This window comes from Streptomyces sp. NPDC059649 (assembly GCF_042734445.1).
GTDB lineage: Bacteria > Actinomycetota > Actinomycetes > Streptomycetales > Streptomycetaceae > Streptomyces.
Map to the genome: position 1 here is coordinate 513,022 of NZ_JBHWDV010000002.1, position 12,002 is coordinate 525,023.

At 69.9% G+C, this 12,002-nt stretch carries 13 protein-coding genes; 6 read left to right on the plus strand and 7 right to left on the minus strand.

Annotated features, from left to right (window positions below; all coding sequences use genetic code 11):
• Positions 1-112: 112 nt before the first annotated feature.
• Positions 113-793, plus strand: coding sequence for a DUF899 family protein (locus ACFV1J_RS05105; RefSeq protein ID WP_385855836.1), 681 nt, complete (start codon positions 113-115; stop codon positions 791-793).
• Positions 794-955: 162 nt separating this feature from the next.
• Here ACFV1J_RS05105 and ACFV1J_RS05110 read toward each other — a convergent pair whose 3' ends face one another.
• Together ACFV1J_RS05110 and ACFV1J_RS05115 are read right to left on the minus strand one after the other, a co-directional pair.
• On the minus strand, positions 956-1,333 hold the full coding sequence (locus ACFV1J_RS05110) for a nuclear transport factor 2 family protein (protein ID WP_385855837.1): 378 nt from the start codon (positions 1,331-1,333) through the stop codon (positions 956-958).
• 199 nt (positions 1,334-1,532) lie between these two features.
• Positions 1,533-2,090 carry a MarR family winged helix-turn-helix transcriptional regulator gene (locus tag ACFV1J_RS05115; protein WP_385855838.1) on the minus strand — a complete coding sequence of 186 codons (558 nt, stop codon included), beginning with the start codon at positions 2,088-2,090 and terminating at the stop codon, positions 1,533-1,535.
• Between the two features lie 328 nt (positions 2,091-2,418).
• On the opposite strand from ACFV1J_RS05115, the gene ACFV1J_RS05120 reads away from it, so the two are divergent.
• The 4 genes from ACFV1J_RS05120 to ACFV1J_RS05135 all read left to right on the plus strand — a co-directional run bounded on the left by ACFV1J_RS05120 (position 2,419) and on the right by ACFV1J_RS05135 (position 6,195).
• A complete protein-coding gene (locus tag ACFV1J_RS05120; RefSeq protein ID WP_385855839.1) occupies positions 2,419-3,498 on the plus strand; it encodes an alkene reductase in 1,080 nt (359 codons plus the stop codon).
• Between the two features lie 564 nt (positions 3,499-4,062).
• Positions 4,063-4,968 (plus strand): aldo/keto reductase, encoded by a 906-nt coding sequence (locus ACFV1J_RS05125; RefSeq protein ID WP_385856005.1) that lies wholly within the window; start codon positions 4,063-4,065, stop codon positions 4,966-4,968.
• A gap of 241 nt (positions 4,969-5,209) precedes the next feature.
• Positions 5,210-5,743 (plus strand): RNA polymerase sigma factor, encoded by a 534-nt coding sequence (locus tag ACFV1J_RS05130; protein ID WP_385855840.1) that lies wholly within the window; start codon positions 5,210-5,212, stop codon positions 5,741-5,743.
• Complete coding sequence (locus ACFV1J_RS05135; RefSeq protein WP_385855841.1) at positions 5,740-6,195, plus strand: hypothetical protein; 456 nt, start codon at positions 5,740-5,742, stop codon at positions 6,193-6,195. The genes ACFV1J_RS05130 and ACFV1J_RS05135 overlap by 4 nt, the downstream gene beginning before the upstream one ends.
• Positions 6,196-6,324: 129 nt before the next feature.
• Here the strand turns inward: ACFV1J_RS05135 and ACFV1J_RS05140 are convergent, their stop codons facing one another.
• From ACFV1J_RS05140 to ACFV1J_RS05160, 5 genes are all read right to left on the minus strand, one after another.
• Positions 6,325-7,200 carry an alpha/beta fold hydrolase gene (locus tag ACFV1J_RS05140; RefSeq protein WP_385855842.1) on the minus strand — a complete coding sequence of 292 codons (876 nt, stop codon included), beginning with the start codon at positions 7,198-7,200 and terminating at the stop codon, positions 6,325-6,327.
• Between the two features lie 194 nt (positions 7,201-7,394).
• The gene (locus tag ACFV1J_RS05145) at positions 7,395-8,594 is read right to left on the minus strand and encodes a hypothetical protein (RefSeq protein ID WP_385855843.1); all 1,200 of its coding nucleotides are present in this window, start codon (positions 8,592-8,594) and stop codon (positions 7,395-7,397) included.
• Positions 8,595-8,828: 234 nt separating this feature from the next.
• Positions 8,829-9,194: a hypothetical protein gene (locus ACFV1J_RS05150; protein WP_385855845.1), complete on the minus strand. Its 366-nt coding sequence runs from the start codon at positions 9,192-9,194 to the stop codon at positions 8,829-8,831.
• Between the two features lie 145 nt (positions 9,195-9,339).
• A complete protein-coding gene (locus tag ACFV1J_RS05155; protein ID WP_385855846.1) occupies positions 9,340-9,765 on the minus strand; it encodes a pyridoxamine 5'-phosphate oxidase family protein in 426 nt (141 codons plus the stop codon).
• A 146-nt stretch (positions 9,766-9,911) separates the two neighbouring features.
• Entirely contained in the window at positions 9,912-11,210 is a 1,299-nt protein-coding gene (locus ACFV1J_RS05160; protein WP_385855847.1) for an MFS transporter, read from the minus strand.
• Positions 11,211-11,453: 243 nt separating this feature from the next.
• Here ACFV1J_RS05160 and ACFV1J_RS05165 point away from each other — a divergent pair, with 243 nt between their 5' ends.
• Positions 11,454-11,867 (plus strand): acyl-CoA thioesterase, encoded by a 414-nt coding sequence (locus ACFV1J_RS05165; protein ID WP_385855848.1) that lies wholly within the window; start codon positions 11,454-11,456, stop codon positions 11,865-11,867.
• The last annotated feature ends 135 nt before the right edge of the window (positions 11,868-12,002 follow it).

The window sequence follows — 12,002 nt, forward strand, 5'->3', positions numbered from 1 at the left end:
CGGTGTGCATTCCGTTCCGCTTGACCCCTCGCACCGCCTCGCGGGCCCCCGCGCGGGAGCGGACAATGGTGGTCGGAGCGGCAGCTCCCTGCCGGTCGCGGAGGAGGTAGCGATGCGTCTCACCCATCTGACCGGGGAGCCCGAGGCATACACGGACGCACGTGAGGAGCTGCGCCAAGCCGAGATCGAGCTGATGCGCCACCGCGAACGCGTCGCCGAGCTGCGCCGCCGACTGCCGCCGGGGCCCGTCGTCGACGACTACGCGTTCGAGGAAGGCCCCGCCGACCTGCACGCCGGCGATGCGCCCGGGCGGACCGTTCGGCTGAGCGAGCTGTTCACCCGGCCCGGGCGGGACCTCGTCATCTACCACCTCATGTACGGCAAGCGGCAGACCGAGCCGTGCCCCATGTGCACGATGTGGATCGACGGGTTCAACGGCGTCGCCCACCACATCGCGCAGAACATCGACCTCGCCGTGGTCGCCGCGGCCGACCTGCCCACCCTCCGCGCACACGCCCGCAACCGGAACTGGACGAACCTGCGGCTGCTGAGCGCCGGCTCCAGCACCTTCAAATACGACCTCGGCAGCGAGGACGCCGAGGGCAACCAGGACTCGACGGTGTCGGTCTTCACCCGCGACGGCAACGGGGCGGTGCGCCACTTCTACTCGGCGCATCCCCGGATGTCCGACGACATCGACCAGCGCGGTATCGACCTGCTCTGCCCGGTCTGGCACTTCCTCGACCTCACCCGGCACGGCCGGGACGAATGGTTCGCCGCACTCAGCTACTAGGACCTGACCTGACCCATCGGACAGGCCACAGCAGTCAGCCGAGCCGACCGCCCCACGCGGCCTCAGGTCAGGAAGCGGATGGCCCAGGCTTGGCCCTTGGCCGATCCGGAGGGTTGGGCCCCGGAATCCCTCATGATCCGGAGGCATGGGGCCCGGAATCCCTCAGTGGGCTCCGGCCGGATTGTCGCTCTCGCCGAGGTAGGTGCCGTATCCCTCGGTGACCAGCGGGCCGTCGAAGAGCAGCACCTCGTTGACCAAACCGCCTTTCTGGTTGCGGTAGTTGATGACCAGGCAGTCCACTCCGACGTAGCTGCCGACCACCTCGAACCGCAGGTCCGGAATGCGTCGCAGGCCCTCCGCCCAATAGGCGCGCAGCATGTCCTTGCCGCGGATGACCCCGTCACCGCCGAGGAGTTGCGCCGCCACCGGCGACCGAAACGTCACGTCGTCGGAGAAGTGCGTCAACAGAGCATCCACGTCGTGGGCGTTCCACGCCTTCACCCAAGAGTCGACGAATGCCCGAGCCATCGTGTGATCCATCCACGCATTATCGGAGCTTGATGGCTCCAGGAGGCAAGCGCGCGCGGGCTCTCCCGCTCTCCCGCTCTCCCGCTCTCCCGTTCTCCTGCTGTCGGTCGGTTCGGCTCGCGGCCACGGCGAGCGGCCGCACGCCACTCGAAGGGCGTGTGTGGCCATGGGTGGCCGGCGGCGCGAACCGACTACCGACTACCGACTACCGCTACTGAGCCTCCGCGGCCGGTGCGGGGGACTCGGCCGCGGACGTACGTGCGGCCACGCGGGCGAGGCTGTCCTCGATGCGTCGCAGGGCGTCCAGTGCTTCGGCCTGCTGCTCAGAGGTGAGGTCGCCGGTGGAGGCGCCTTCGAGTTCGGCCCAGATGCCTTCGACCTCCCGGCGCAGAGCTTTGCTGGCGGCAGTCGGTTCGATGATGACGGCGCGCTTGTCGTCGGGGCAGGGGCGGCGGCGGACGAAGCCGGCGTTCTCCAGGCGCTTGATGCTGCGGGTCATGGTGGCCGCGTCGGAGTCCATCAAGCGCACGAGGTCGGTCTGCCGTTGGGGGCCGAGTTCCCACAGATGCATCATGACCAGTTCCTGGCCGAGATGGAGGCCGAGCGGACGCAGGAGCTGCCCGGCGATCATGCGGTGCAGGCGGGCCACGCGGAAGATCGCGTGGCTGACCGGCCCCACGTGGGCGGTAGCGGGCACCGGCACCGAAGAGGTGGCCGGCGTCGATTGCGACGACTGGCTGTGCGCGTCCCGGCTGGTTGTCCCGCTCATCAAAATCGTCCCTTCCCGGCCGAACTTTGCCGGACAGTAATCCGACTCGTATTTCGCCGGATGCAGTCAGGATAACGACCCTCCGTGGTCCGTGGTGCACCTTGTGGAGATCCGGGGTTGTCCCACGTCAATCGAGTCCCAGTGGGGGATGGTCTGCTGGGTGATGCAGCTCACGCGTGGGGGCGGGAAGGCTGGATGATGATTTACTTGTTCGGACAGGTAATTGTGTGTCGAGCAAACACGCACGCCAATGGTGCGTCGAGCAAGCACGCATGCCGAGGAGAGCCGCCAGTCCGGGCGGCTCCCGCTCCTGACCAAGGGAATGATCATGACGACCGCGTTCGATCCGATCGAGCTGGGCGGCAAGCGTCTGGCCAACCGCATAGCGATGGCGCCGATGACCCGTAGCCGCGCCTACGGGCCGGGAGCCACCGCCACGGAACTGATGGCGACCTACTACGCCCAGCGGGCCGGCGCCGGTCTGATCATCACCGAGGGCGTCCAGCCGTCGGTGATCGGCCAGGGCTACCCCGACACCCCGGGCCTGCACTCCGCCGAGCAGGTCGCGGCCTGGCGGCAGGTGACCGACGCGGTCCACCGCGAGGGCGGAGTGATCTTCGCGCAGCTGATGCACACCGGCCGCATCGGCCACCCCAGCCTGCTGCCCGGCGGTCTGATCCCGGTGGGCCCCTCCGCCGTCGCGGCCACGGGCCAGGTGTATACCCACCAGGGCCCCCAGGACTTCGTCACGCCGAGGGAACTGGAGCACCAGGAGATCGTGCGGACGATCGCCGACTTCGTCGATGCGGCGCGCAACGCCATTGCCGCCGGCTTCGACGGGGTGGAGCTTCACGGCGCGAACGGCTACCTGATCCACCAGTTCCTCGCCCCCAACGCCAATCAGCGCACCGACGCCTGGGGAGGCGATGTCGCGGGCCGGGTGCGCTTCGCCGTCGAGGTCGCCGCGGCCGTCGCGGAGGCGATCGGCGCCCACCGGACCGGTATCCGTATCTCTCCCGGCGCCCCGTTCAACGACATCGCCGAGACGGACCCGGCGGACCTGGAGGCGACCTACACCGCCCTGGTGGCCGGTCTCGCCCCACTGGGCCTGGCCTATCTGCACGTACTCGAAGGGCCCGACCAGAGCCTGACCGCGCGCCTGCGCAAGGAGTGGCCCGGCACCTTCGTCCTCAACCCGTTCACGCACCCCGCGCCCACCGGCCAGGCCTCCCTCGGCCTGATCGAGGACGGCGCCGCGGACCTGATCGCCTTCGGCGCGCTGTTCCTGGCCAACCCCGACCTGCCCCGCCGCCTCGCGTCCGGCGGTCCGTACAACGAGCCCGACCCCGCCACCTTCTACGGCGGCGACGAGCGCGGTTACACCGACTACCCGGCCCTGCCCGCCTGACCGGGCCACCGCAACCAGCCGGGGCACGGCGGACCGAGCCCGCCCAGGGCACGCTCCCGCCGGGCCCCGGTCTGCTGGACCGGCCCGCATGCACGCCTGAAACTGCGTTACGGGCATTGCGCTACGGGCACTGTGCCCCAGGCACTTCGCTACGGGCCCTGCGCTACGGACGCTGGTTGCGAGACGGGCACGAGGCGAACCGTGCACCAGAGTTGGGATGCGACGCCTCGCGCTCGGTAGCTGTACCGACCAGGCGGGCGAGGACGAGGGAGTGCCGACCAGGTGGTTCCGGTGCCGGACTCGTCCCATGGCGCAAGCGATCCGGATCTTCGCCCCGCCGGAGCGGGAGTGCCGCAGGGCGCCCGGGCCCCGGGGCGCTCGGCCTGTAGTAGTAACGCCGGGTGCACAGCCGAGGATTCCCGTCCGCGCTGTGACATTCCCCCACCGCTCCGCACCTTTCCGCCCCGGCTGTCACCTGCGCATACTCCAGGACCGCCACGCTCCGAATCGTCGAGGGGCGAGGGCGAGGGTCGAGGGCCGATCGAATGGGAGCTGATGACACAGATGACGTTGGGTACGGTCTCCGCCGCCGCCTCAGGCACCTGGCTGCTCGGTGACCTCACGGTCAACCGGATCGGCTTCGGCGCCATGCGCCTGACCGGCAGCGCCGCCTTCCACGAGGGCACCCCCAGCGACCGCGGCCAGGCACTGGCCGTACTGCGCCGCGCGGTTGAGCTCGGCGTCAACCACATCGACACCGCGGCGTTCTACTTCTCCCGGCTGCGTTCCGCCAATGAGCTGATCAACTCCGCGTTGGCGCCGTACTCGGACGACCTCGTCATCGCCACCAAGGTCGGCCCGGCCCGGGACGCCTCCGGAAGGTGGGCCGACTCGGCGCGGCCCGACCAACTGCGCGGCCAGGTCGAGGAGAACCTGCGCCAACTCGGTCGCGACCACCTCGACGTGGTGAACCTGCGCATCATGGGCCAGGAATCCATCAGCGAGCACTTCGGGGCCCTCGCCGAGCTGCGCGACGCCGGACTCGTCCGTCACCTCGGCATCTCCAACGCCCGTCTGGAGCACCTGGACCAGGCCCAGGCAATCGCGCCGGTGGTGTGTGTGCAGAACCGCTACGGGATCGACGCACCCAACGGGGAGGCGATGCTCCGCACTTGCGCGGCACGCGGCATCGCGTTCGTGCCCTTCTTCGCCATCGCCGGAGAAGGGCGCGAGGCCGGCGCCGTCCGGGCCGAGCACGACGAGGTCTGCGCTGTCGCCCGTGCACATGGGGTCTCGCCGGCGCAGGTACGGCTCGCGTGGACCCTGCAGCAAGGCATCCACGTGCTGGCCATCCCCGGGACGGGCAACCCGGATCACCTCGTCGACAACGTGGCAGCGGGCGGACTCCGGCTGACGGAGGAAGAACTTGAGCTCCTCAGCTCGCCGGGCCACGCCACCTTGGGCCCGTAGGGGGCGGTCGAACGGATCCCGTAGGGGACGCGAAGGCCCCCTGTTGAGCCTCAACCTTGCGGAGGGGCGGGGTATTCCGGGTGGCGCCGTGGGGCGCCGGGGGTACGGGGTGGGCAGCCGGGGGAACGGGAGTGGCAGGGTGTCGGCGATGGCCTGCCCTGCCATTCCATGACCTGCCCTGCCATTCCATGCCCCGCCCCGCACCCTTCCGCTCGGAGCCGTAACGGTACGGTGTCCCGCGATGGATGACGACGTGCGGCCCTGGGACGCGGCGGCGCCGCTCGTACGGGCCGCGCAGCGCGGCGATGCCCTTGCCATGGACGACCTGCTGAAGATGGTGACGCCCTACGTCACGCGGTTGTGTACCTCGATCGCCCCGCGCGATGCAGCGGACGCGGTGCAGGAATCCCTGGTCGCGGTGTTCCGGGGGCTGCGGGGGCTGCGGGACCCGCAGGCGTTCTATGGGTGGGTGCGTGCGGTCACGGTGCGCGAGGCCGCCCGGGTGGCGCGCCGCACCGCGAGTGAGACGCCCGCCGACCCCGAGGAGATCGCCCGGTTGCGGGATCTGCTGCCTGGTGCCGGGGCCGAACTGACCACGGAGGTACGGGACTTGCTTGCTCGACTGCCCGTCCAGCACCGCACCGTGCTCGTACTGCGGGAGCTGGAAGGCTTGGATGAGCGGACGACGGCCGCACTGATCGGCGTACCCGAGGGCACCGTGAAGTCACGGCTGAGCAGGGCCCGTTCGTCCTTCCGGAAGGCGTGGACACGGTGACCGCCCCCGACCAGGTCGCCCGGCTGCGCGTACTGGCCGCCGGACTGCGCGCCCCGCTGTATGGCGAGGCTCGGATCGCGCTGCCCTTCGACCAGGTGTGGGCGGTCATCGCCGACCTGGAGGGCGAGCTGCCCCATCTGATCTCCTTCGTGCGGGAGTTCAGGGTTCCGGCCGGCGACAGCGAGCGCAAAGCCGCGCAGGCCGAGGACGTCCTCGGCCTGCGCGGCCCGTTCGATGTGCGGCTGAGCCCCGGATGGTGCCTGATGCAGTCCCGCCTGGTGACGATGGGCATCGCCGCGGAGCCGGACGGCGTCGGGACGCGGCTCGCGGTGTGCGGCGCGGCGCGTCCCGCCGCCCTGGGGCCGGTGCAGCGTGTCTACCGGACTCTGCTGGGGAAGCGCCGCACGCGTGCCTTCTTCCGTGCGGTGGAGGACCGCGCCGCCCTGCGCTGACTCATCGTCAGGTGCCAGTCACTACTGTCAACCGGCCCCTGTCATCGGGTCGTTTCGCCTGGGCTGCCTGGGCTGCCTGGACTCGCCCCGGACCAGTCGTCTGCTCCGACCAGTCGTCTGCTCCGGTCCTCACGTCCTGGCGACGAGTTCCCGTAGCGCCTCGGCCACCAGCGCGGGCCGCTCCTCGTGCAGGTGGTGTCCTGCGTCCGGCACGATCCTGACGGTCAGGTCGTCCGCGTGGGGATCGCCGCGCAGCAGGGCCGGCGGGATCACCGGGTCGTGCTCGCCGCCCAGGACGAACGTCGGGACGGTCAGCCGCCGCCGGCGGTGGGTGCCGCGAAAGCCCGCCGGAATGTCCCGTACGACGTACTGCCAGAACATCGCCTGCCCGGCGTGCGCCGAGGCCTGTGCCGCCTCGGTGAACTCCGTGAGATCCGCGTCCCGCCATGCCGCCGGGTCGGCGACCGCGCGCCGCAGCAGATATCGGGTGAAGGCGGGCCAGTGCCGCAGGACCAGCCGTCCGAGCACCGGGTACTCGAGGAAGGCGGTGTACCACATCCGCCACAGATTGGGCAGGACGTCACGGTGACGCGTCCATGGGTGTGCCATGTTCAACGCCAGGAAGGCGCGGAATCGTTCCGGGGCCCGCTGGCAGAGCCGGAAGCCCACGCCGGCACCCCAGTTGTGTCCGACCAGGGTCACCCGGTCGAGGCCCAGCTCGTCAAGGAGCGCGAGGACGTCGTCGCCGAGTCCGTCCGTGTCGTAGCCGTGCTTGGTCTGCTCCGACCAGCCGAAGCCGCGCAGATCGACGCAGATCAGCCGGTGATCGTCGGCGAGCAGCGGGACGAGCGCGCGCCAGGCGTACCAGTGCTGCGGGAAGCCGTGCAGCAGCACCACGGGCTCGCCGCTGCCGAACTCGGCGAGGTGCAGCCGGGCCCCGCGGACCGTCACCCACCGGTGCTCGGCCCCTTCGAGGGTGGGCATGGGGCGGTCGCTGCTGATCATGAGGGAATCCCTTCGCCGGATGCGAGAAGCCGCTTACACCCGGCCAGGAGGCGCCCACCCACGCAAACGTTCCCTCGTATGTGCGCGTACTCCCCAGCTCCTCCTCTACTCCCCAGCTACTTCAGCAACTCACCGTCGTCTACTCACCGTCGTCAACTCCTCGTCGTCAACGGCTCGTCGTCAACTCCCCGTCGTCAACGGCTCGTCGGACCCGTCGGACCCGTCGGGCCGTGGGACCCGTTGGGCTCGTCGGACTCCTCGGGCTCGTCGGCCGTCTTCGTTCGGCCCCCGGCCACCCGCAGCGTCACCGCGGCCGCGACTCCCGCCACCAAGCCGCAGGTCAGGGCGGCCGGGACGCCGCCGCCGAGGCCGGCGAACAGGTGCAGCAGACCCCAACGCAGGCCCATCCCGTCCGTCGCCGCCCGCAACAGCTGGCTCGCCAGCAGGCCGAGCACGGTCGCGCACACCGCACCGACCGCCATCGCCGGGACGGTGGCACGGGTGAGGAGTCCGGGCAGTCGCCGCAGCGACAACCACACCACGGCGAGCAGCAGCACGTCGGCGGCGCGGTACAGGAGCCAGTCGCCGAGGGGTGTGCCCATCGGGCCGTTCCAGGCACCGAGCAGCAGCCACTGGCGCAGGAGGTCACCCGGTTCGGAGAGCAGTCCGATGTTCGGGGAGACCGTCTGAAGGGCGGCGGCGACCGACTGGTACGAGAGGACCACCAGGGACAGGGCGATCACCGCGGTGCCGGCGGTAGCGGCCAGGCGGGCGGCGCGGGCCGGGACGGCCTCTTGCGCCAGCGGACCGGCCTCCTTGGCCGTGACCCGTGCTACGAGCACGGTCACCACCGCAGCCACCAGTGCGGTCGGTACCAGGATCTGCCGCCCGGAGCCGATCAGGCTCGCCAGCTGGGGCAGGAAGCGGAAGCTGCCGTGCCCGCCTGAGGCGATCAGCCACGGCGCGGAGACGGTCACCGCCAGGGTCCCGGCCACCAGGCCCCACGCCCACAGCGCGAGTAGTGCGGCCGCCGTCCGGCCGCGCACCGGCGGCAGTCTGCGGACCAGGAGCAGCGCCCCGAGCACGAAGAAGACGAAGACCGCGGCGAACCGGATCTGCAACGCGGTGGTGTACAGCGCGAGGTAGCTGGTGCCTGCGATCCAGGCCGTGCCCCCGACCCCACCGGGCGCCTCGGCGTCGAGCTGGGCCGAGGAAGGAGGATCGTACGACCAGGGGGCGAGCCAGTGGTCGAGCTCGACGGTGGCCGGGACGCCCATCATGGTGGTGGCGCCCGGCAGATGCAGCGCCTGCGCGCTCGTCCCCGCCCACCACAGAAGGGCAGTGAGCAGCAGCCCTCCGGCCAGTGCCGGTATCACCGCACGTCGGTATGTCATGTGGGCCCCCGTATTCGTCACGCATCCTGCGCATCCCCTGGTCAGGTGCAGATTACGGGGCGGTGATCACATACGGATCACGGGTCGTACGCGCAAGGGCGCAGACGACCTGACTACGGCGTCGCGACATGGCTCGATGCGGAGGTCACCGCGCTCGCCCTACAGTCGCGCCGCCCACAGCGCGACTCCCACCAGAAGCGCTTCGCAGCCGGTGTGGCTGTGGTTAACCACGCATCAGCGGGGGACCTTTCGTCCCGCTTCCGTAAGGGTGAGCGTCAGGCAGCCGAGCCACTCGCCGGATTCCGGGTACTCCCAGTTCGTGGTGTCAGAGAGCAGCGCAACAAGCTCCTGCTCGGGGAGGGAAGGGCCGGGCTGGAATCCTGCGGCACCGTCCGGTGCAGTCCAGGGGATGAGCCGGGAGACCTCGATCCATCCCTTGTCGACCAGCGTCAGGAGAGTCGGCATGAGGTCCGCGGCCGGCCTTGACGCCAGCGGCTCGTCCAGATCGCCCCGGACACCGGGAAGGATGTCGATTTCACTGGCATTGATCATGAATGCGCGCTCGGCGGAGGACAGCTCATTATTCGCGGGACAGCTCACCCGGAGATCCTCGCACTCACTAGCGCCTGCCTCAGCAGGAGCCGGCACCCCTGCCCCTGGCCGACCCGGCGGCCAGGGGCAATGGTGGTGACCAATGGAGAAGGGGCCGCGGCACGGCCCCGTGCAGGGGCTACATGCGCTCCGGTCAAAACGACCCCAGGTCGGCGGACACCCAGTGTTCCGGCCGCATGGAGATGACGACATGCGCACCGAGCTGGGTCTGGTCGTACTCCACGAAGGCGGCGACCTTGTCCTCGGGGAGGTACCGTGCGGCCATCTCCCAGGACCGCTCGCGGCTGTCCGGTTCCGTCCTGGTCACCGGGCCCTCCACCGATACGTAGCGCACCGTCGGCTCGGTCCGCTGCACCATCAGGCTGAAGCGCCCGGCAGCCCGAATCGCCAGCGCCTTCCGGGAGTCGGGCCCGGTGCGCACCCACAGCTCGCCGCCCGGCGTGTACTGATACCAGATGGGAATCGTCAGCGGTGCGCGGTCGGGCCGTTCGACCACTGACAGCGCACCGATGTGAGGTTCCGCCAGAAAACTCTCTCGTTCTCGGATCGAAAGGGTCATGGTGCCGACCATAGTCCCGGCCAACAGCCAGTGAGACGACAGACATGGACATGCGTGCAGGTGGTGCCCGTGGTTGCGGTCGATGGTCGATCCGTTGCTGCCGGCTTCCGCTCGGGCGTTCTCGTCGCCGGTGGGTCGCTGTGTCGTCAGTTGCCCGTGCCCGTGCCCGTGCCCGTGCCCGTGCCCGTGTCGGCGCCCCTGCCCCTGCCGCTGCCGGTGGCGCCGCGGGTGGGGAATCCGTGTGAACGGGCGGTCAGTACGACGGCGAGGACCGGGACGAGGAGGACCAGGACGGTCCAGGGGAAGGCGCCGGCCCCGACGGCCTGGAGGAGGAGGCCGCCGATGATGCCGCCGGCCGCCATGGCCACGTTCCACAGGGTCACCAGCATGGCCTGGGCGGCATCAGCCGCCTCCCCACCGGCTTGGCCCGCGGCGGTCTGCAACAGGGTGGGAACTCCGCCCCAGCCCAGCCCCCACAGGGCAACGGCGACGTACACCAGGGCGTGGCTGCTGGAGAAGGCGCCGAGAGCCGCGGCGGCGATGCCGACCAGCACGGTGCTGGCGAGGGTCAAGGTGCGCAAGTGACCGTGGATGAAGGTGCCGACGATCCAGATGCCGGCCAGCGAGGCGATGCCGAAGACCAGCAGAGCAGCGTCGGTACGGCCGCCCAGGCCGATGTGCTGGAGGAAGGTGGCGATGTAGGCGTAGAGGATGGTGTGGGCCAGGACGAAGACGAGGGTGACGAACAGCACCGCGGCCACGCCCGGAACGCGCAGGGTCCGGCGCATGGGGATCTTGCCGCCGGTCGCCTGGCCCGGATGGTCGGGCACGGTGACGACGATCCAGGCCAGCAGCACCACCGTGAGGGCCGTCATGGCGAGGAAGGCCGCCTGCCAGGAGACCACCTGGCCCAGGAAGGTACCGGCCGGGACGCCCAGGGACAGCGCGACGGGGATGCCCGCCATGGCGATCGCGAGGGCCCGGCCCGCCTGGTGGGGGGCGACCATCCGGCGGGCGTAGCCGGCCAGAAGCGCCCAGGCCAGCCCGGCGGCGACGCCGGCGACGAACCGGGCGACGAGGGTCAGCGGGTAGTCCGCCGACACTGCGGTAACGGTGTTGGCGACGGCGAAGCCGGCCATGGCCGTCAGCAGCAGGCGCTTGCGGCGCCAGCCGGCGGTGGCCGCGGAGAGCGGGATGGCCGTGAGCACCGTGCCGAGCGCGTAGATCGTCACTGTCTGGCCGGTGGCCGACTCGCTCGTGTGCAGGCTGGAACTCATTGCGGGCAGCAGTCCGGCCGGCAGGGTCTCGGTGAGACTGGTGATGAACACCGCGATGGCCAGCGCAAGAAGGGCGCCAATCGGCATCTTGTGCGGGTTGGTTGATGTCTCGTCAGGTGCGTCGAGTGAGGGTGTGGGGGTATCGGTGGGGAGCTCAGTGTTTCGCATGAGGGGATGCTCAAACCTTCCCATTAGTGTGAAGGTCAAGCCCCGCCTTGCATTGCGGTGGCGGCCGCCAGGTCATCCGGTCCGAAAGTCGGGACCGAGCGGACCGGGCGGACCGGGCGGACCGGGCGGACCGAGCAGGGCTGATCCGGCCACGAGCTTGCCGCTAACTGACCACCCTGCAGCGGCACTTGGTCCCGCCCGGCACCTCGTTCGTCAGTGCGAGAGGCGGTTACGATCTCGCTCATGACCAAGCTCTTCACGCACCGACTGCGGGTGCGCTACAGCGAGTGTGACCAGCAGAACGTCGTGTTCAACGGCCACTATCTCTTCTATTACGACGTTGCCATGACGGAGCTGTGGCGCGAAGCGACGGACTATGCCTCCATGGTCGAGGCCGGAACGGACCTGGTCGTGGCAGAGGCGCGGATTCGCTATCGCCAGGGGGCACGATTCGATGAGTTGGTCGATATCGAGATGCCCGTTACCCATCTCGGAACGACGAGCATGATCGTGCGCCCGAGATTCAAGGTCGGCGAACGGCTTATCGCAGAGGGGGAAGTGCGGCACGTGTTCACTGATGTCGTGGCCGGTGGCAAGAAAGAGATGCCCAGCGCGGTCCGGGAAGCCTTCCAGTCGTACATCTCAGCAGCGGAATAACGTCCGCCCGGTCACGGCCTGCATGCTCTGTCCAAATGTTCCACAAGAAGTTCGAGAGGTGATCGAGCCTCCTTGCGTTACCTTCCTCTCGTCGCCTGACCGCCCGCCGTTGAGGCTGCGGCTTCCTTTTCAGGC